The organism is Parvibaculum lavamentivorans DS-1 (assembly GCF_000017565.1).
Lineage (GTDB): Bacteria > Pseudomonadota > Alphaproteobacteria > Parvibaculales > Parvibaculaceae > Parvibaculum > Parvibaculum lavamentivorans.
On record NC_009719.1, the window covers coordinates 1,814,199 to 1,831,990 of the forward strand.

At 60.6% G+C, this 17,792-nt stretch carries 18 protein-coding genes and 1 tRNA gene; 9 read left to right on the plus strand and 10 right to left on the minus strand.

What is annotated here, in order from left to right; genetic code table 11:
* Positions 1-158: 158 nt before the first annotated feature.
* Positions 159-2,009 carry an acyl-CoA dehydrogenase C-terminal domain-containing protein gene (locus PLAV_RS08500; protein WP_012110589.1) on the minus strand — a complete coding sequence of 617 codons (1,851 nt, stop codon included), beginning with the start codon at positions 2,007-2,009 and terminating at the stop codon, positions 159-161.
* 443 nt (positions 2,010-2,452) lie between these two features.
* Between PLAV_RS08500 and PLAV_RS08505 the strand changes: the two genes are divergently transcribed.
* Both PLAV_RS08505 and PLAV_RS08510 read left to right on the plus strand, forming a co-directional pair.
* Entirely contained in the window at positions 2,453-4,768 is a 2,316-nt protein-coding gene (locus tag PLAV_RS08505) for an AAA family ATPase (RefSeq protein WP_012110590.1), read from the plus strand.
* A 119-nt stretch (positions 4,769-4,887) separates the two neighbouring features.
* Positions 4,888-5,448, plus strand: coding sequence for a PAS domain-containing protein (locus tag PLAV_RS08510; RefSeq protein ID WP_012110591.1), 561 nt, complete (start codon positions 4,888-4,890; stop codon positions 5,446-5,448).
* Positions 5,449-5,466: 18 nt separating this feature from the next.
* Here the strand turns inward: PLAV_RS08510 and PLAV_RS08515 are convergent, their stop codons facing one another.
* A complete protein-coding gene (locus PLAV_RS08515; protein WP_012110592.1) occupies positions 5,467-5,961 on the minus strand; it encodes a hypothetical protein in 495 nt (164 codons plus the stop codon).
* A 350-nt stretch (positions 5,962-6,311) separates the two neighbouring features.
* Between PLAV_RS08515 and PLAV_RS08520 the strand changes: the two genes are divergently transcribed.
* Positions 6,312-6,776, plus strand: a complete 465-nt coding sequence (locus PLAV_RS08520; protein ID WP_012110593.1) for a PaaI family thioesterase — start codon at positions 6,312-6,314, stop codon at positions 6,774-6,776.
* A gap of 283 nt (positions 6,777-7,059) precedes the next feature.
* Positions 7,060-7,593: a porin family protein gene (locus PLAV_RS08525; RefSeq protein WP_168713182.1), complete on the plus strand. Its 534-nt coding sequence runs from the start codon at positions 7,060-7,062 to the stop codon at positions 7,591-7,593.
* A gap of 116 nt (positions 7,594-7,709) precedes the next feature.
* On the opposite strand, the gene PLAV_RS08530 is transcribed toward PLAV_RS08525, so the two are convergent.
* Positions 7,710-8,519 carry an enoyl-CoA hydratase/isomerase family protein gene (locus tag PLAV_RS08530; protein WP_012110595.1) on the minus strand — a complete coding sequence of 270 codons (810 nt, stop codon included), beginning with the start codon at positions 8,517-8,519 and terminating at the stop codon, positions 7,710-7,712.
* Between the two features lie 73 nt (positions 8,520-8,592).
* Complete coding sequence (locus PLAV_RS08535) at positions 8,593-8,931, minus strand: PilZ domain-containing protein (RefSeq protein WP_012110596.1); 339 nt, start codon at positions 8,929-8,931, stop codon at positions 8,593-8,595.
* A gap of 148 nt (positions 8,932-9,079) precedes the next feature.
* Between PLAV_RS08535 and PLAV_RS08540 the strand changes: the two genes are divergently transcribed.
* A complete protein-coding gene (locus PLAV_RS08540; RefSeq protein WP_012110597.1) occupies positions 9,080-9,490 on the plus strand; it encodes a DUF6165 family protein in 411 nt (136 codons plus the stop codon).
* On the opposite strand, the gene PLAV_RS08545 is transcribed toward PLAV_RS08540, so the two are convergent.
* The 3 genes from PLAV_RS08545 to PLAV_RS08555 all read right to left on the minus strand — a co-directional run bounded on the left by PLAV_RS08545 (position 9,472) and on the right by PLAV_RS08555 (position 11,520).
* A complete protein-coding gene (locus PLAV_RS08545) occupies positions 9,472-10,428 on the minus strand; it encodes a glycosyltransferase family 9 protein (RefSeq protein ID WP_012110598.1) in 957 nt (318 codons plus the stop codon). The genes PLAV_RS08540 and PLAV_RS08545 overlap by 19 nt on opposite strands.
* Before the next feature lie 14 nt (positions 10,429-10,442).
* Positions 10,443-11,162 carry an XRE family transcriptional regulator gene (locus PLAV_RS18865; RefSeq protein WP_012110599.1) on the minus strand — a complete coding sequence of 240 codons (720 nt, stop codon included), beginning with the start codon at positions 11,160-11,162 and terminating at the stop codon, positions 10,443-10,445.
* 281 nt (positions 11,163-11,443) lie between these two features.
* A tRNA-Arg gene (locus PLAV_RS08555) sits at positions 11,444-11,520 on the minus strand.
* 307 nt (positions 11,521-11,827) lie between these two features.
* Between PLAV_RS08555 and PLAV_RS18870 the strand changes: the two genes are divergently transcribed.
* The 3 genes from PLAV_RS18870 to PLAV_RS08570 are packed head-to-tail and all read left to right on the plus strand — an operon-like array spanning position 11,828 to position 14,840.
* The gene (locus PLAV_RS18870; RefSeq protein WP_012110600.1) at positions 11,828-12,475 is read left to right on the plus strand and encodes a response regulator transcription factor; all 648 of its coding nucleotides are present in this window, start codon (positions 11,828-11,830) and stop codon (positions 12,473-12,475) included.
* 53 nt (positions 12,476-12,528) lie between these two features.
* Positions 12,529-13,347: a thermonuclease family protein gene (locus PLAV_RS08565; protein ID WP_012110601.1), complete on the plus strand. Its 819-nt coding sequence runs from the start codon at positions 12,529-12,531 to the stop codon at positions 13,345-13,347.
* The gene (locus tag PLAV_RS08570) at positions 13,326-14,840 is read left to right on the plus strand and encodes a M48 family metalloprotease (RefSeq protein ID WP_012110602.1); all 1,515 of its coding nucleotides are present in this window, start codon (positions 13,326-13,328) and stop codon (positions 14,838-14,840) included. Before PLAV_RS08565 ends, PLAV_RS08570 begins: the two co-directional genes overlap by 22 nt.
* 5 nt (positions 14,841-14,845) lie before the next feature.
* On the opposite strand, the gene PLAV_RS08575 is transcribed toward PLAV_RS08570, so the two are convergent.
* Positions 14,846-15,742, minus strand: coding sequence for an RNA polymerase factor sigma-32 (locus tag PLAV_RS08575; RefSeq protein ID WP_012110603.1), 897 nt, complete (start codon positions 15,740-15,742; stop codon positions 14,846-14,848).
* A gap of 208 nt (positions 15,743-15,950) precedes the next feature.
* A complete protein-coding gene (locus tag PLAV_RS19870) occupies positions 15,951-16,622 on the minus strand; it encodes a CarD family transcriptional regulator (protein WP_245545253.1) in 672 nt (223 codons plus the stop codon).
* 4 nt (positions 16,623-16,626) lie between these two features.
* Between PLAV_RS19870 and PLAV_RS19875 the strand changes: the two genes are divergently transcribed.
* A complete protein-coding gene (locus PLAV_RS19875; protein WP_245545255.1) occupies positions 16,627-17,037 on the plus strand; it encodes a hypothetical protein in 411 nt (136 codons plus the stop codon).
* Positions 17,038-17,447: 410 nt separating this feature from the next.
* On the opposite strand, the gene fdxA is transcribed toward PLAV_RS19875, so the two are convergent.
* Positions 17,448-17,786, minus strand: a complete 339-nt coding sequence (gene fdxA, locus PLAV_RS08585) for a ferredoxin FdxA (protein ID WP_012110605.1) — start codon at positions 17,784-17,786, stop codon at positions 17,448-17,450.
* Between the last annotated feature and the right edge of the window lie 6 nt (positions 17,787-17,792).

A 17,792-nucleotide genomic window follows, 5' to 3' on the forward strand; every position in this document is an offset into this window, starting at 1 on the left:
TCTGACGCGCGGCATGTGACGCGCCGCCCATGGATCCCGGTGTTCCCGGCTTTCGCCGGGACAGGCGCCAGGGTGACACTGTTTTTTAGTGCGACGCTTTCCTCAAACAAAAAGGGCGCCTCTCGCGAAGCGCCCTTCCTGCATCAATCTCGAAAGCCTCAGAAGGCCGCCGCGTCGAGCTCCATCAGCCCGTCCGCGCCCTGCTTCGCGCGTTCGACCCAGGCGGCGGTCATCGGGATTTCGCGTTCCATCCAGTAGCGCGCGAGCGTCAGCTTGCGCTCGTAGAACGCCTTGTTGCCTTCGCCTGCTTTCAGCTTGGCAAGCGACACTTTCGCCATCTGCGCCCACATCCAGCCAAGCGCCACCGTGCCGAAAATATTCAGCAGGTCGTAGGAGGCCGCGCCCGCATTGTCGTAATTCTTCGGCGCGTTCTCCATCAGCCAACCCGCCGCCTCGCCGAGCCGCTTGTAGCCGGCGCGGAGCGGTTCGACATAGGGCTTCATCTCGGGGTCGTTCTCGTTCTCCTTGATGAATTCCTCGAGCTTCGCGAAGAAGGTCATGGTCGCGCGGCCGCCCTTTGCCGTCATCTTGCGGCCCACAAGGTCGAGCGCCTGAATGCCGTTCGCGCCTTCGTAAACCTGGTTGATGCGCGCATCGCGCACGAACTGCTCCATGCCGTGGTCGCGCACATAGCCGTGCCCGCCGAACACCTGCATCGCATCATTCGCCGCCTGGAAGCCGCGGTCCGTGAAGAACGCCTTGATGACCGGCGTCATCAGCTGCGCCATGTCGGCGGCCTCTTCGCGTTCCTTCTCGTCCTTGCCGAAAACCTGCAGCGTGAACAGCATCGAGACATACATGGCGAGCGCGCGCGCCCCTTCCACGAAAGCGCGCGACGAGATCAGCAGGCGCCGCACATCCGGGAACACCATGATCGGGTCCGCCGGGCCGTCCGGGTTTTTCGCGCCGGTGAGCGAGCGTCCCGCGAGGCGTTCATTCGCATAGGTCACGCCGTTCTGATAGGCCACTTCGCCGATGGCGATGCCCTGGATGCCGACGCCCATGCGCGCGCCGTTCATCATGCCGAACATGCCGGCCATGCCCGCCGATTTCGACTTCTTCACTTCGCCGGTCTCGGTCTTCTTCTCCTTCGGCGCGCCGCCGAGGCGATAGGCCACCGCGTCGTCGAAGTTCAGCACCGCGGTCGCGTTCCCTTTGATGCCCATCTTCTTTTCGATGGAGCCGCAGGAGACGCCGTTCCGCCCGGTGATTTCGCCCGTCTCCTTGTTCACCAGCATCTTCGGCACCATGAAGAAGTTCACGGTCGAAAGATCATTGGCGAGCTTGCCGTCCTCGCCCGGAATTTTCGCGATCACCATGTGGATGATGTTGTCCGTCATGTCGTGGTCGCCGCCGGAGATGAAGATCTTCGTGCCGGTGATGCGGTAGGTGCCGTCTTCCTGCTCCACGGCCTTGGTCTTCATCAGCTTCAGGTCGGTGCCGCAGTGGGGCTCCGTCAGGCACATGGTGCCGGTCCATTCGCCGGCGATCATCTTCTTCGCCACATGCTCGCGCATCCAGGGCTCGCCCGTCGCCCACAGCGCCGAATAGGCGGCATTGGTCAGGCCGGGATACATCGCGAAAGCCTGGTTCGCGGACATGCCCATTTCGGCGAAGGCGAAGGTGACGACGGAGGGGAGCCCCGCGCCGCCCGCCGCTTCCGGCGCGCCGAGCCGGTTCCAGCCATCCTCGCAATATTTCTGGAACGCTTCCTTGAAGCCGGGCGGCGTGCGGACAACGCCGTTCTCGAGCACGCAGCCATGTTCGTCGCCCACCTGGTTCAGCGGCTGCAGAACCTCCTCGCAGAATTTCGCGCCGCCTTCGAGGATCGCGCCCGTCATGTCGGGCGTCAGATCGCCGAAGCCCGGCACATCGCTCCGCTTGTCGATTTCCAGAAGCTCGTGGAACAGGAAAAGAAAATCATCCACGGGGGCCTTGTAACTCGGCATGGTCGCGCTCCTTCGCTGGGGCTTTGGTTTCTGAACTCGAGGTGTCTCTAAAAACTCAGTGTCACCCCGGGGAAAGCCGGGGCCCATGGGCATCGCCGCACTCTCCGCCCTTCGGGCTCCGGCACGGTTCGCTCTCTATTCGTCATGGCCCGCTTCAGGCGGGCCATCCACGTCTTTTTTCTTCAAAGCAAAAAAGACGTGGATGACCCGGACAAGCCGGGTCATGACGGGGCGGAAGAAGGCTTAAGCCCCCCGGGACGCAGCGTCAACGCCGCCCACCCCGGCCAGCCACCGGCCCCTAGGGTGTCTCCCCTACTGCCTTCAATTTTGTCAGTAAGCGGCGCGAAATATGGAGGAAAAGGGCGCGGGAGTCGAGGGGGCGTAGCCCATTTGGCAGCAAATGAATTGATACGTATGCTGCTTAAAGAGTCAGGGGGGATACGATGCGTCTTACTAAAGTTCAAATAAAAGGATATCGCTCGTTCAAGGCAAAGACGACTATTCTTTTAGATAATCACATTACGGTGCTGCTTGGCGCAAATGATCACGGCAAGACCAATTTTTTGTCAGCGCTTGAGCATCTGAATGTTGACCACCCATTTGAAGAAGAGCGGGATTTAAACTGGGACGAGGACGCAGACTCCGGCGAGTTTCCCAGTATTACATATACGCTGAAGCCTGAGAGTGGCGAGAAAGCGGGTATCTCCGTCGCGCTGACGTTCCAGCGACGGATTGACGTTGTCATGGACAAACTCTCCGCCCTGAATGATCAAAGGAACGGCATTGAAAGTGAAATCCAACACCTCAAGGCAGCCCTAGAATCGGCCGAAGCCGAAGAACCTGAAGAAACTTCGAATGGCGGCGAAGGGGAAACAAAACAAATTCCTCCAGACGCTGCTGTGTCGAAGTTGCACCAAAGCAAGAAAGTTGAGCTTGCTACGCTCGAAGAAATGATCGAACTCTGGGAGAGAGCAAGAGAGGTGCTGTCTGTTGCGTCAAAGGGCGATCTTTCACAAAAAGTAGCAGATACAGCAATTGCGAACCTGAAGCGAAGCTTAGTGTCATCAGATGCGGAACTGAAGAAGGCGAATGAGAGGAAGGCCTCCACGTCTGATGCTCTAGCAGCGGCCCAATCCAACGGTAGCGCTACCGGCGTCGATCAAGCAAAGAAAACTCTTAGAGACATAGACGCACACATCTCGCGCTGGTTGAAGGAGAGCGCCAGACTTAGACAGTCTATCAGCCGACTTGAGAAACACGTGGAGAGCCAAAAGTCTAAAACCAACAAGGAATACCTGGAAATCATCAACCAGATCGGCTTGCTAAAGGCTGACTGTCCAGAGACCTTTGATCTCGTGAGAAGCGGTGTCGGTGGAAAGCTGGAATTCGTCCAAGGGGTTGTAACGGAACCTCTGCCGCAGTTTTTGAAGCCGTTCTTGCCAAAGGTTCAAATTTTCTCCTCCGTTGAGCGTCTTCCCGACGAGGTCAACAAAGATTCCATCCTCAGCGATGAAAACCTCTTTATGCGCGGAATTTTTTACTACGCGGGCCTTGAGAAAAATCATTGGGCAAAAGCATTTTCCCAGAATGATCACACCAGTAAGCAGTTAGAAGACGCTAGTGTTTCTCTCAATGAAGTCCTCAGGCGAGATTGGCGGCAAGGACGCGAATTGGAATTCAAGCTTCAGCATCGCGGCAACGCCAAAATCAATCTCGTAATCAGCGACCCTAAGGTGAAAAGAAGATATGTGCGCGTCTCAAGACGTAGTTCCGGGTTCGCCCACTTCTTTGGTCTAAAGACCATGCTGCACGCTTACGAACAAGAGGCTCCGTCAGCTTCTTACATTTGGATGTTTGATGAGCCAGGCATGTCTTTGCATCCGGATGGTCAGCACGATTTGCTTCAAGCGCTTGATACAATTTCCAAGCAAAACCAAGTGATCTACACGACTCACTCTCTGTTTATGATTGATAAAAATTACCCTGCGCGGCATCGCCTTCTTGCCAAGGCTAATGAAGGGACTCGGGTGGATGGAAAACCTTTTCTAGGGAATTGGCGAGCAGCTATTGATGCTTTGGGGCTCGCGCTTCCGGGCACGATCTTGTTTGCAACCCACGTCCTCTTGGTGGAGGGGGCGTCGGACGCGATATTTTTGAATGCTCTTCTTCAGCGAATGGCGGAGGAGGGAATGCACGATCTCGATATAAACCCATTGTCAATCATGCCTGCTGGTGACTCCAAAGAAGCAGATGCTGTGGCACGCATTCTTATGGAGGCATCCATGCGCCCGCGGGTAGCAGCGTTATATGATGGGGATGATGGCGGGAAGAGGAGGAAGGCAAAGCTAGATAAAGTTCTGGAGAAGGACGCACACGTAGTTTTGGAAAAACAAAAGACGATAGAAGACTACCTTCCCGGGTTTGAAGATCTCTTTGTTCCAATAGCGGCTGCCTATGGCGCTCGAGTTTTTGGGGGCGATAAAAAGGAAATTATTGCCGAAATTACAGCGGCGCTGAAAGAGGCGGGTAAGGACGAGAAGCGTGTAGATGTGGTTCTTGGCGCAATAAAGAAAGCCGCTAAGCTTGATGAGGCGCCGTCAAAAGTCGGGATTGCTAGGGACTACGCACATGCGTTGCTGGGAGCTGAGCACAAAATTAGCAAAGAAGAAGGAGATCAATTAAAAAAGCTGGTTGCCATGTTGCAGGGGGCACTCAATTTGCCTACTCGTACCACCGCTCAAGATAGGATTCTGCAGTAACTGCGCCTTATCTTCTTACCTAAGACCACCACCCCCATAAACCTCCCCTTAAGCCCCCCTGCCTCAAACTCCTCCGTGGGACGAGGGTTTCGGCTATACTCCGGACCCGGAGGGCAATAATGAGCAATGACGAGCGATCCGCGCCGGCTGGGGGCGCCGCGCCTCGGGTGCCGCCTTCGGCGGCGGTTCAGGCGGAATATTGGGGTGAGCCGGAGACGATCCGGCCGCATCTGACCGCGCAGGCGCCGCTCGCCGTTCTCGATTACTGGCTGGAGCTTCGCGGCACGCGTCCCTTTCCCTCGCGCGGGCAGTTCAATCCGATGGCGATGCGCCGCTATCTGCCCAACATCTTCCTGCTCGATGCGGCGCCCGATGGCAGTTTCCGCTACCGCGTCGTCGGCTCGCTCATTTCGGAATTTTTCGGCGTCGGCAATCCCTCCGGCATGACGCCGGAAGATGTCTTCGGCGCCAATGCCGAGGTCGCGCTGTCGCCGCTGCGCATCTGCCGCGATGGCCGAGCGCCCTATATGCATACGGCGTCCGCGAGCTGGCTCTATCGCGATCGCACCTATGTCTTCTACACCGCGCTGCTCCTCCCCTTCGGCGAGAGCGACGATGCCGTCGACAAGATCCTCTGCTGCGCCGAATTCCTCAGCGAGGAAGAAGCGGCCCGCACCTGATAATCCGTATGCGGGTTTTCAGCGTGCTATCGGCGCGAGCGTGAAGCCCGCCGCTTCCGTCTCGCCCCGCGCCCGCATCGACCAGAGCACCCACAGGTCCTGAAGCCTGTCCTCCAGCGCGCCCGCTTCCGCGACGATCGCGCGCGCCCGTTCCCGCTCCGGTGTCACCACGCTTCCCTTCGCGCCGATCCGGTCGCGCTTTGCCGCCTCCACCATCAGGGCGCGCAAGCGGTCGAGCCGCGCCGCCAGCTCGTCGCGCCGCGCCGCCGCCGCCTCGCGCGTCGCCTCGTCATCCAGCGCCGCCTCCGCCGCCGCCATCGCGGCCTCCGTCTCCGTGAGTTCGCTCATCGCGGCCTCATGGTCGGCGGCGCTCATCGCCCGCGCCTCCGCGCCTGTCGTTGCGCCGGAAGAAATCCCCAGCGCACAGGCCAAGAGGGCGGGGACAAGAAAAAGCCGTCTCGCGCGCCGTCCGCCGCCCGCCTTCGCCCTCCGCCGAAACTTGTCCCCGTCCATTTATCCTCCCGGGCGGCTTTCCGAATCGGGCCGGTTCGGGCCCGTGCCGCCCGCCCGTCCCGCCGGCGGTTTATCCTCGCATGGGGCAGCCGGAGGGGGAGGGGATAAAGTGCCGTCCGGGCGTCCCGCGAGGGGGCAAAGGGCGGGGACAAGTGCCGCTGGCGGGGGGCCGGGAGGTGGCCGAAAGCGGTTCGTGACGGTTTGATGACAGTTCGGTGACAGTCGGGCCCTTATCCCCGGGGTGCGGTCCATCTGCGAGCATCGCGCCGCCTGTTTTTGAACCGTGCGCGGGCGGCCGAAATCCCTATGATGCGGCCAAACGCCATTCCCGAACCTGCCGGAGAAACCCCATGAGCGAGACCGTCCAGCCGCCGCGAAACTTCGACGACGCCAATCCGGAAGACGGGCTCGGCGGCGCTCTCGGCATCGTCCGTACACTGTATATGGACGCCGAAAAGGGCCGTGCCGCCATAGAATGCCGCGCTGAAATGCGCATGTGCCATTCGGGCGGCGTGGTGCAGGGCGGCTTCGTCACCGGCTGGATCGACGCGGCGATGGCGCGCGCCGCCATGTGCGCGACGGAATTCAAGCAGACGCCGATGTCGCTCGAAATCAAGATCAGCTTCTTCCGTCCCGCGCAGCCGGGGCTCTTGAAGGCGGAAGCCTGGATCGAGCGGCGTGGCCGCTCCACCATGTTCCTCGAAGGCCATCTACTGGATGCCTCCGGCGAAGTGCTCGCAAAGGGCACCTCCACCGTACGCATGATGCCGCTGATCGACATGAGCAAGCCGCGCGATAAATCCGTAAACGGATAATATGGAGAGTGCGGGGGCCGATTCTCGCGCGCCGCCCTCGCGCGGATTTGATGTCACGAAACTGTTGCCGTGTGGTCACGCTGCCTTGAAAATATGCAGCGTTTTGGTGCTCTCCATAATCTTTCAGCGTGAAAAGTGCTTGTGCTGCAAGGCTTTGTTTGATTGTGGCGACAATCGGGCAGGGTATCGGCGCAACAGGGGTCTTGCGCCGGCGGGCTGTGCCGGGCAATTGTCGCGGCGGGCTTGCGGGGCGCTCGTGTCAATGATCGAGGCTCTGAATAAAATGAAAACCGCACTTCGCACAATTTGCGCCGCTGGCGTAGCACTGGGTCTCGCCGGCTTTGCCAGCGCCGCTTCCGCGCAGGAAACCGAGACCCGCGGAAACATCTACAACCAGACGCATTTCCAGCCCGGCCTTTATGTCGGTGGCGGTCTCGGCTGGGGCTGGTCGGACGATGACGACGACTGGACCTGGAAGGGCATCGCCGGCTGGCGTCTCAATCAGTACCTTGCGGTGCAGGGCTTTTACGCCGATCTGACCGACATCACGGTCGCCGGCGTCAGCAGCGATGTCGACACGTTCGGCGCCGAGCTGCTTGCCTCGTTCCCGGTTTCGGACACGATGGCGATCTACGGCAAGGGTGGTCTGCACAATTACGATGAAGTGGGCTCCGGCCGCGACACCAGCTGGCTTGCCGGCGCGGGCGTGGACTTCGCCTTGTCGGACAACATGTCGCTCCGCACCGAATGGACGCATTACGATCTCGACAGCGACGATGTCGACGAGGCGAGCGTGCAGATCGTGTTCGGCTTCTAACGGAAGCTTATCGGTTCCCTGCGGGGGGAAACGGGTGGGCGAGAGGCCGCTCCGCGTCATGTGGAGCGGCCTCTTTCGCTTTCAGGAGTTCCTTGCGCCGCAGCGATTCTTCGCTTCTAGCTGTTCGTGAAAGCCGGTTTGCGCTTGCCGAGGAAGGCGCCGATGCCTTCGCGGAAATCGTTCGTCTGCGCGCAGAGGATCTGGTTGCGGTCTTCCATTGCCACTGCCGCTTCGAGGCTCCCCGCATCGACCGACATGTTGAGGCATTCCTTGGTGAGGCGCAGGCCGAGCGGCGATGTCGTCAGCATTTCCTCGAGATAGGGTTTTACCGCTTCTTCCAGCGCGTCGTCCTCCACCACCTCGGAGACGAGGCCCACGCGCTCGGCGCGGGCGGCGTTGATGAAGCGGCCCGTCATCATCAATTCGCTCGCCACCGACACGCCGACAAGGCGCGGCAGGAAATAGCTCACGCCGATGTCGCAAGCGGAAAGGCCGATGCGGATGAAGGCGGCGTTCATGCGCGCGCTTTTTCCCGCGATGCGGATATCGGATGCGAGCGCCAGCGCGAAGCCGCCGCCGCAGGCCGGTCCATGCACCAGAGAGATGATCGGCTGCGGGCAGCGGCGCATCCGCATCACGATCTCGCTGATCCGGCGCTGCGAGACAAGCCCTGCCTGCGGGCTGGCGCCGTTTGCGGCGTCCGGTGTGTTCGAGCGTTCCTTGAGGTCGAGCCCGGCGCAGAAGGCGCGCCCCGCGCCGCGCAGCACGACGACGCGCACCGAATGATCCGTGTAAAGCTTGCCGAAATAATCCTGCAGATCGTCGACGAGCTGGCGGTTCATCGCGTTCAGTGCGTCCGGGCGGTTCATCGTCACCCAGTCGACGCCGTCTTTCTTTTCGATGATGAGCGTCTTGTAGTCGGTCATGGCGTCTCTCTCCCGTTTCGTTTCGGGAGAGCGTAGCGCCTGCGCGGGCTCGCGCAACTGACGCAGCGGCGGCTTATCCGATATGCGCTTCCATTTCCTGCTGGAAGGCGAGCGGCAAGTCGAGCCAGCGCAGCGCCACCGCGCCGCCGGGATCGAGCCGCATCACTTCGGCGGTGAAGGCGAGCTTGCGCCTGTCATTCGCCCAGGAGAGCCGTCCGCTCAGAATATTGCCGATGGCGATGGCTTCCGCGAAGCCTTCGATGCAGGCGCCGCCCGCCGACCAGTCGCGCGCCCTGTGCGTGTAGCCGCCGATCTCCACTTCAAGCACGGGCCGCGAGGCGCGGGCCGCCTGGCGTTCTTCAGGCATGTCGCCACTGCGCAAATGGTCGAGCAGTCTCGATATCAGCGACATCCCTGCATCCGCGTTGGTTTCGGCCAGGCGCAATCTTCGTGGCCCGGCGCCCCTCCTGCAAGCAAAGAATACCCCTCATACGAGCGGATGACAGCTATTGCCGCTTTGCGCTATAGCATCTGTCTCACAGCGACACGCCGGAGTTCCGATGTCACAGCAGAAAGAAGCAAAGCCCGTCCTGATCGAAGTCGGCCCGGGCGAGCTTATCGACAAGATCACCATTCTGCGCATCAAATCCGAGCGGATGAGCGATGCCGCGAAGCTTGCCAATGTGCGTCACGAGCTTGATGTCCTGGAAGAAGGCCGCCGCGCCAATCTGCAGGACAGCGCGGAGCTGCGCCGTCTCGAAGGCGAGCTGAAAGCGGTTAACGAGGCGCTCTGGGTGATCGAGGACGACATAAGGCAATGCGAGGCGGAAAAGGATTTCGGTCCGAAATTCATCGACCTCGCGCGCTCGGTCTACAAGCAGAACGACAAGCGCGCCGCGCTGAAGAAGGAGATCAACCTCCTCACCGGCTCGGCCATCGTCGAGGAAAAGTCCTATACCGAATTCGAGTGAGCTTCGAGGCGGCGCGTCACTTCGTTGAAGACGCGCTCTACCGAAAGGGCTTCGAGGTCCTCGACCTCGATCACGCCGAAATTGTCGCGGATGATGCCCGTCCGCTCGGCCGGCGAATAGCTGCCGAAAAGGGCGAGCCCTTCCGTTCCGATATGCGCCGCAAGGTGGCTCGGTCCCGTGTCGTTGCCGACGACGAAGAGGGCATTGCGGAAGACGCCGGCAAGTTCGTTCCAGTTCAGCAGGCCATGCGTGTCGGTAAGGCGGATGCCGGGAATGGTTTTCGCAAGCTCCATCTCGTCCGGCCCCGGCGCCATCACGACCGTATGTCCGGCGGAGATCAGCGCTTCGGCGAGCTTGTCGTAATGCGGCCAGCGTTTTTGCGGATGCCGGGCCGAACAGCCGGGCACCAGAACGATATAGGGCCGCGCCACATGCGCCGCCGCCAGCAGCGCCGTCACATCGTCTGCAAGCCATGAGATGTCGGGCTTTCGCGTGTGGCGGATGGTGAGCCCCGCATCGGCCAGCTGTCCGGCGAGCCGGTCGAGCGTGCGGATTTTCTTTGGGTCTTTCGCGCGGTGCGGGTGGCTGCAGCCTTTCGCCGTGCCGGACCAGCGGCGGTCCCTCAGCATGAAGCGATAGTAGAAATTCGTCCGGCTGGAATTCTGCAGGTCGTAGACCATGTCGAAATCCGCTTCGCGCAGGCGCTTCCTCAGCGCCAGCATCCGGTCAAGCCGCCAGCGCGGTGCGCGCTCGTCGACGATCACCTCATCGATGAAGGGCGAACGCGCGAGCAGGGCGCGGTAGGCGGGCATCGTCAATATGGTGATGCGGGCGTCCGGGTGGTTTTCGCGAATGTCGCGCAAGGCGCCTTCCGCCTGGATCACATCGCCGAAGGCGCCATGCTTGATGACGAGAATACGTCTTGCGTCGGGAGGCATGCGCGCTCGCTTCGTTACAGGCGTCCGCCGCGCCAGATCACGCGGCCGACGATCTTTACCCTTTCGAGGGCGGTCCGCTCAATCTCTTCGGCCGGATAAAGTTCGGCATTGTCGCTGGAGACGATGAAGCCGCCGTCGAGTTTCACCTGCAGGCGCTTCACGAGCAGCGCGCCGCCGCTCGCAAAGACATAGATGCCGCTGCCGCGCAGGCGCGGTTCGGACGTATCCGCAAGCAGGATGTCGCCGGGCCCGAACGTTGGCGACATGGAATTATCGGCGGCCTCTATGGCGATGAGGCTGGCAGGGTCCGCCTTCAGGTCGCTCTCGATGAAATCGCGGCGGAAGGCGATGGTGTCGAGAAGTGAGACCTCCTCCATCGTCATGGCCGCCTCGCCGCCCTCGCGTGGCAGCGTCCGCAGCGCATAGCGCGGGATAAGGACATGCTTTCTCGATGCGGCGATGCCTTCCAGCTCCAGCGGTTCGAGTTCGGCAAAGCCGGTCGGCTTCTCCATCATCTTCCGCTCGCCGGCGCGCATCTCGCCCATGCCCGTCAGCACCCAGTTGATATTGAAGCCCTCGCCGGAAAGACGCCCGAGCACATGCGCGTTCGGTGCTGCGTTCTCCAGTTCGTAATTCTGCCAGGTCGTGCCCGACACACCGAATCGCCTGGCCATATCCTTCTGCGAAAGACCAAGAAACTTGCGTATGTGCCCAAGGCGGGTCGCTACCGTCATTATACGGATTTCCGGCGCGAAAGCGGCATTTTTTCGGGCGAAGGCGCCTTCCCGGGTGCTCCGTTGGCGGAGTATGAGAAGGGTCTGGATCGCGAGAACCAAGTTTTCTTGTTGACGTACACCAAGATATCTTTGTACCTTGTCGGAATGACTACCAACAAAGTTATACCAGCCGGGCTCGCCCTACGCCAATCAGTCGATGTGCGCGCGCAAGAAAGTTTGCTCCGCTCCGAATGGAAGCGGCGCATCGCAATGCCATTTCCGGCCTCCGATGAGCGAAGTGGTGACCCCGGCGCGATTCGAACGCACGACCCTCAGATTAGGAATCTGATGCTCTATCCAGCTGAGCTACGGGGCCACGGAAGGGTAGTTCCGAGAGCGGAAACCTACGTCAGCCGTCGCGCCGCCGCAATCGGCGGCACTGACTATGCGGCCTTGCGCCGTCGATTTTTTTCAAGCGAACACGCCGTTCCCAGCATCTTCACTTACCGCAGGGCTGCGTTTGTTTCTTTGCCCGAGCAGGGCAAAGGGTCTACACATTTAGCAGTACGCTTTAAGGTTGATGCGAGTTGTATTCCTCCATTGGGGACAAGTTTTAATTGCAGCACTTCCAAGGCCGCAACGTCGCCAGCGCCGATCGGCAAGAACTCGCAGGGAGAAGCCCAATGCGCATACTCGTGACCGGAGAGCAGCCGATTTTCTGCGAGGGGCTTTCATCCATAGTGAACCGGCTTTACGCCGGAGCGACCGTCAGGGTGGTGGCGGGACCCCGCTCTCTTTCGGGGCTTGATGTGGGCACGGCCGAGCTGGTCCTGCTGGATATCGGCGCGGGGCAGGCGCCATCAGGCGCCGATTTGCTGAGCGACTTCGTCTCGCGGACCGAGGCAAAGGTCGTCGTCTTCAGCGACCGCAGCGCGCCTGGTTACATCCGTCAGGTGATGGATCTCGGTGTTGCCGGCTTCGTACCGAAGACGATCGGCGTGACGCTGGTAGAGAGCGCGCTTCGCCTCATCGAGCTGGGTGGGCGGTACATTCCGGACATATTGTTGACTGCGCACGCGGAGGGGTTCGCCGAAACAACGGATTCTTTCCTCGGCGCCGGACATGAAAAGCTCACACCGCGCCAGCGCGAAGTTCTTCTGGAGCTGGGCAAGGGCCGTTCCAACCAGGAGATAGCGCATGTCCTGGGAATCTCGATCGCGACGGTCAAACTGCATGTGAATGCGATCCTTCAAACGCTCGGCGTGCGCAACCGGACGGAAGCGGCGATCATTGCGCTGCGCGCCGAGGCTTCAAGTGAGGAATCGGCCTGATAAATCCCCGATCATGGTCTGCGCGGAGCGGAGCCCTGTGCCTCGGTGCGGGAATGGCAGCGCTGACGCTGTTCGGATTCTCTGTGTCGGCTCGCGCCGCCTGCGAACTGGAGCCCAGCGAAACGCATCGCGTCGTGGAGGTGATCGACGGCGATACTGTTCTCCTCGATGATGGCCGCGAAGTCCGGCTGACGGGCATCCAGGCGCCCAAGTTACCGCTCGGAAGATCTAGCTTCGAGGCTTGGCCTCTGGCGGAGGAGGCACGGGATGCGCTGGTTGAACTCGTCGCAAATAAAGCGGTGACCCTCCATTACGGTGGCGCGACAATCGACCGGCACGGACGGGTTTTGGCGCAGGCTTATACGGTGGATAAGAAGGAGCCGCTATGGCTGCAGCAGGAAATGCTGCGGCGCGGTTTGGCTCGCGTCTACACATTCAGCGACAACCGGGCATGTGCAGAGGAGCTTTTGAGAGCGGAACGCGATGCGCGCGAGGCAGGGAGAGAAATCTGGGCCGATGCCTTTTACCGGGTTCGTGATGCCGCCGACGAGAGCGCGCTCGAAAAGAGAGCCGGACGCTTTGAACTGGTTGAGGGCGAGGTCATTTCCGCCGCGCTGGTTCGCGGGCGGATCTATCTGAATTTTGGCGAGGACTACCGGAAAGACTTCACGGTGACAGTCGAAGAGCGGGACGCTAAGCTTTTCCTCGCTGCCGAACCATGGCTATCGCTGACGGATACGGCGGAAGCAGGAAGTATCGCTTCAATCGCCGGCAAAAAGCTCCGTGTACGAGGGTGGATCGAGAAGCATAACGGGCCTGAAATCACAGTAACCCACCCCGAACAGATAGAATGGCTGAGCGCATTTCCATGAGGCGGCAAGAGGCATCACAAGAACGGCAGAGCCTTGCGGGCGGAACGAAAGGCCTGACTGCGATTCTCGTCGCGGCCGGCATGCTGGCCGTTGGCGCCTGCAGCACCAATCCGGCGACAGGCAAAAGCCAGATCACGCCGCTGATGTCCACCGAGCAGGAGGCGCGGGCGGGAGCCGAAGCGCATCCGAAGATTCTGGCGGCCTATGGCGGCGCCTATGAGAACGAGAAAATCGGCGGCTATGTTGCCGGTGTGACAGCGCGCATTGCGCGCGCAACCAATCAACCGGATGGCCCATACAGGGTCACGGTGCTCGATAGCCCGGTGGTCAACGCCTTTGCCTTGCCTGGTGGTTATGTCTATGTCACGCGCGGCTTGATGGCGCTTGTCAATGATGAAGCCGAACTCGCAGGCGTGATCGGCCACGAGATCGGGCATGTTGCGGCGCGCCATTCCGCGCAGCGACAGACCGCGGCGATGGGCACATCGCTACTTGGCGCCGTCCTCGGCGCGGTCGTCGGAAGCAACGTGGTCAATCAGGCTTTCGGTCTGGGCGGGCAGGGCTTTCTTGCCAGCTATTCACGTGACCAGGAATATGAGGCCGACATGCTCGGCGTCCGGTATCTGGCCGCCGCGGGTTACGATCCCTATGCGGCGGCCGGCTTTCTCAATTCGATGGGCGCGCAAGAAGCGCTCAACGCAAAAATGAGGAACGCGCAACACGATGCCTCCCGGAATGACTGGCTGGCAAGCCATCCGGCGACGCCTGCGCGGGTTGCCGCCGCGAACACGCATGCCGGGCAAACACAAATTCCGGCGGGGCAGCGCGAGCGTGGGCGGGATGCCTATCTGAAGGCCATCGACGGCATGCTCTATGGCGACGATCCGAAAGAAGGCATCGTGCGAGACCGGGAGTTTGTGCATCCGGAGCTGGGCTTTTCCTTCAAGGCGCCGCCCGGCTTCACGCTCACCAATACTTCGTCGGCTGTTATCGTTCAGGGGCCCGACCGAACGATCGCTCAATTCGACATGGGCCGGAAAGCGGCGGGCACAGAGATCGGACAATATCTTGCAGGCGAATGGGGCAAGGGGGTCAGTCTCTCCGCGCTCGAACGCTTTACCGTGAATGGAATGAAGGCCGCTACGGCCACCGCCAAGGTCGGCGAATATAATGGACGGCTGGTTGCAATCGAGTTCGCGCCGGACCGCGTTTACCGGTTTCTAACGGGAACGCTGCCGCAAGCCGGGACACGTTATGACGCGGCACTGCGTGAACTTGTCATGAGCTTCCGCAAGATATCGGCGGCGGAAGCGCGCGCCGTCAAACCGCTGCGCATAAGGATTGTAACCGTAAAGCCCGGAGATACTGCGGCAAGCCTTGGCCGCCGCATGGTCTATTCCGATTTTCAGGCGGAACGCTTTCGTGTGCTGAACGGGCTCGAGCCCAATGAGGAGCCGAGGCCCGGCGCGCAGGTCAAACTGGTCACCGAATAGCGGGTTTATGCAAGAAGGCCGGCGGCTTCGGGATCGGGGACCTTGTCAAGAAGTGCCGTGCGTAGCTTCTTGAGTGCCATGTGTTCGATCTGACGAACGCGCTCCTTGGAAATCCCGAGGCGGACACCGAGCGTTTCGAGCGTTGCCACGTCGTCGCGCAAGCGGCGCTCACGAATGATCGTGAGTTCGCGTTCGTTCAGGCTTTCAAGCGCTCCTTCGATCCAGCGCGAGCGCTGTTTGCTGTCATGGTTCTCCATGACCTCCTCTTCCGGCAGCGGCCGCTCACAAGGTAGAAGGTCCTGCCACTCGGTGAGGTTCTCGGAAGAAGTGCTGTCGCTCACCGTCGCATTGAGCGAGCGGTCGCCCGTCATGAGGCGAGCATCGATCGTGGCGACGTCCGAGGCGCCGACGCCCAGCCGTTTCGCGATGAAGATGCGGTCATCCTCGGTGAGGTTCTGACGTGTTCCGTTGGCAATGAGGGCGCGCAGCCGGCGCAGATTGAAAAAGAGAGATTTGTGTGCCGCCGTCGTACCGGTACGCACAATCGACCAGTTACGAAGGATGTAGTCCTGGATGGCTGCACGAATCCACCAGCTGGCATAAGTCGAAAAGCGCACCCCCCGTTCCGGTTCGAAGCGCGCGGCCGCTTGCATCAGTCCGACATTGCCTTCCTGAATCAGGTCACCATAAGGCAGGCCGTAGTTGCGGAAGCGCGTGGCGAGCGAAATCACCAGGCGCATATAGGCGCAGGTGAGCTCGTGAAGTGCTTGTTCATCGCCGTGGTCTTTCCAGCGGCGCGCGAGGTCGAACTCATGCTGCTCGTCCAGAAGAGGCACCGTCATTGCCTGCTTCATATAGCGGCGATTGGCGCGCTGCGTTTCAGGGGTGTCCATGTGGGCCATCTTTACCACCTGCTCCTCGGTATCATGTGCGGGGGACGCGTCATGCTCCGGCCGGCTTAGCTACGCCCCACAGAGGTTTCCTCATCAACTCCAGAGCCGGCGAATAGGTTCCACAAACGGCGGGTTTCCAGCGGCTTGTCGGGGTGCGAAAAGAAAAAGGCCCGGCGGGTAAGCCGGGCCTTTCAGTCAATCTTCGATGGAACTTCGCTCAGGCGGCTTCGCTCGCCTCATCCGATTTTGGCGCCTTGTCCGTCTTTGCGGCTCCCTGCAAAGCCTGCTCGACTCGCTCGATCGCGGCGTCCTCGCCGATCCGCTCGACGGCGGCCACTTCGCGCGCCATCCGGTCAAGGGCGGCTTCATAGAGCTGACGTTCGGAATAAGACTGTTCCGGTTGCCGCTCCGAGCGGTAGAGGTCCCGGACCACTTCCGCGATCGAAATCAGATCGCCGGAGTTGATCTTGGCCTCGTATTCCTGTGCACGGCGGCTCCACATGGTGCGCTTGATGCGGGCGCGGCCACGCAAGGTTTCAATCGCGGAGTCGACCACGCCTGCGTCGGAAAGCTTGCGCATGCCGACGGCCCCGGCCTTGTTGGTGGGGACGCGCAACGTCATCTTCTCCTTGTCGAAGTTGATGACGAAAAGTTCCAGCTTGTGGCCGGCGACTTCCTGTTCCTCGATATCGAGGATCTGGCCGACGCCGTGAGCGGGGTAAACGACGAATTCCTTCGCCTTGAAATTTGCGCGCGGGGCGGCGGGTTTCGTTGCTTCGGCTTTCGCTTTCGCGGCAGCTTCAGTCGCAGCCTGCTTTGCCGCCAATTCCTTGGCGGCCGCCGTTTCTTCCGTCCGTGCCTTCTCCGCGCGGCTTTTCGCCGCCGCCATCAATTTGCTCGCGGCATTGGTGGGCTTCGTTCCGGCAGCTTTCGGCGGCGGAGCCTTCAGTTCCGGCTTTTTCGCGGTCGCCTTTTTCTTTGCAGCCGGTTTTGCGGGCGCAGCCTTTGCCTTTGCGGGTTTCGCGGGGGCGGCTTTCGCGGCCGGCTTGGCAGCTGTCTTCGGAGCCGCTTTCGCCTTTGCGGGCTTCGTGGCTGCCTTCGCCTTGGCGGCGGGCTTTGCCGCAGCCTTTGCCTTTGCAGGCGCCGATTTCTTGGTCGCGTTGGTCTTGGCGCTCGCCGCCTTGGCGCGAACTTTAACGGGCTTTACCGCCGCTTTGGACTTCGCAGGCGCGGGTTTGGACTTGGGTGCTTTCTTCTTTGTGCTCGCCATCGTCTTTCCTTTACCCAGCCTTTCTCATTCCTGAAGGCCGGTTGGAAGACGCCTTGTCTTCCTTGCCGACCGTATTTTCTGCTTCCGCGAACGATTTCCAGGCCGGTGCTCTGCCCGACGAAGATTCCGAGCCGAAACCCTGTTCCGGTTCTGACGTTCAGCCGTGAAATACGAGGGTTCCCATCGGGGTCCGATTAAACCAATTCGCCATGTTGAATGACTGCCGGAAAGCGGTTCGTTATCAAAAGGCAAACGACACGTGGAACACCGGCTACACAGTTCAGATGAGCAACACGTCTCGGACCAAGCTCCGCGTTCGCAGGAATTCTCAATGCGATATATATAGCACAGAATACCCCGCTTTGGAAGGCAGGGCCGCAAAAGGATAGTTAACACAGTAGGATAGGCGGCGTTCTTCGCAGATTCCTGCGCCTTTTGCCGGGCTCAGTCGCCCTCGCCAGGCTCCGCGCTGAAGTGTTCTTCAAATTTGCCGCTTACGCCCTGCCAATCGTCAGCATCAGCCGGCGGATCGCGCTTTATGGTGATATTCGGCCATTTACTGGCGTATTCAGTGTTGAGTTCCAGCCATTTTTCAAGGCCCGGCTCGGTGTCGGGTTTGATCGCTTCCGCCGGGCATTCAGGCTCGCAGACGCCGCAATCGATGCATTCGTCGGGATGGATGACCAGCATGTTCTCGCCCTCGTAAAAGCAGTCGACGGGGCAGACCTCCACGCAATCCATATATTTGCAGCGGATGCAGGCATCGGTCACGATATAGGTCATCGCACT

Excerpts from the sequence above, each read along its gene's own strand:
- PLAV_RS08520 (WP_012110593.1), top strand. The coding sequence starts at position 6,312 with ATGAGCGAGACCGTCCAGCCGCCGCGAAACTTCGACGACGCCAATCCG.
- PLAV_RS18865 (WP_012110599.1), bottom strand. The coding sequence starts at position 11,162 with ATGACGGTAGCGACCCGCCTTGGGCACATACGCAAGTTTCTTGGTCTT.
- PLAV_RS18870 (WP_012110600.1), top strand. The coding sequence starts at position 11,828 with ATGCGCATACTCGTGACCGGAGAGCAGCCGATTTTCTGCGAGGGGCTT.
- PLAV_RS08570 (WP_012110602.1), top strand. The coding sequence starts at position 13,326 with ATGGCTGAGCGCATTTCCATGAGGCGGCAAGAGGCATCACAAGAACGG.
- PLAV_RS08510 (WP_012110591.1), top strand. The coding sequence starts at position 4,888 with ATGAGCAATGACGAGCGATCCGCGCCGGCTGGGGGCGCCGCGCCTCGG.
- PLAV_RS08530 (WP_012110595.1), bottom strand. The coding sequence starts at position 8,519 with ATGACCGACTACAAGACGCTCATCATCGAAAAGAAAGACGGCGTCGAC.
- PLAV_RS08545 (WP_012110598.1), bottom strand. The coding sequence starts at position 10,428 with ATGCCTCCCGACGCAAGACGTATTCTCGTCATCAAGCATGGCGCCTTC.
- PLAV_RS08500 (WP_012110589.1), bottom strand. The coding sequence starts at position 2,009 with ATGCCGAGTTACAAGGCCCCCGTGGATGATTTTCTTTTCCTGTTCCAC.
- PLAV_RS08525 (WP_168713182.1), top strand. The coding sequence starts at position 7,060 with ATGAAAACCGCACTTCGCACAATTTGCGCCGCTGGCGTAGCACTGGGT.
- PLAV_RS08535 (WP_012110596.1), bottom strand. The coding sequence starts at position 8,931 with ATGTCGCTGATATCGAGACTGCTCGACCATTTGCGCAGTGGCGACATG.
- PLAV_RS08540 (WP_012110597.1), top strand. The coding sequence starts at position 9,080 with ATGTCACAGCAGAAAGAAGCAAAGCCCGTCCTGATCGAAGTCGGCCCG.
- PLAV_RS08515 (WP_012110592.1), bottom strand. The coding sequence starts at position 5,961 with ATGGACGGGGACAAGTTTCGGCGGAGGGCGAAGGCGGGCGGCGGACGG.
- PLAV_RS19870 (WP_245545253.1), bottom strand. The coding sequence starts at position 16,622 with ATGGCGGCGGCGAAAAGCCGCGCGGAGAAGGCACGGACGGAAGAAACG.
- PLAV_RS08565 (WP_012110601.1), top strand. The coding sequence starts at position 12,529 with ATGGCAGCGCTGACGCTGTTCGGATTCTCTGTGTCGGCTCGCGCCGCC.
- PLAV_RS08575 (WP_012110603.1), bottom strand. The coding sequence starts at position 15,742 with ATGGCCCACATGGACACCCCTGAAACGCAGCGCGCCAATCGCCGCTAT.
- fdxA (WP_012110605.1), bottom strand. The coding sequence starts at position 17,786 with ATGACCTATATCGTGACCGATGCCTGCATCCGCTGCAAATATATGGAT.
- PLAV_RS08505 (WP_012110590.1), top strand. The coding sequence starts at position 2,453 with ATGCGTCTTACTAAAGTTCAAATAAAAGGATATCGCTCGTTCAAGGCA.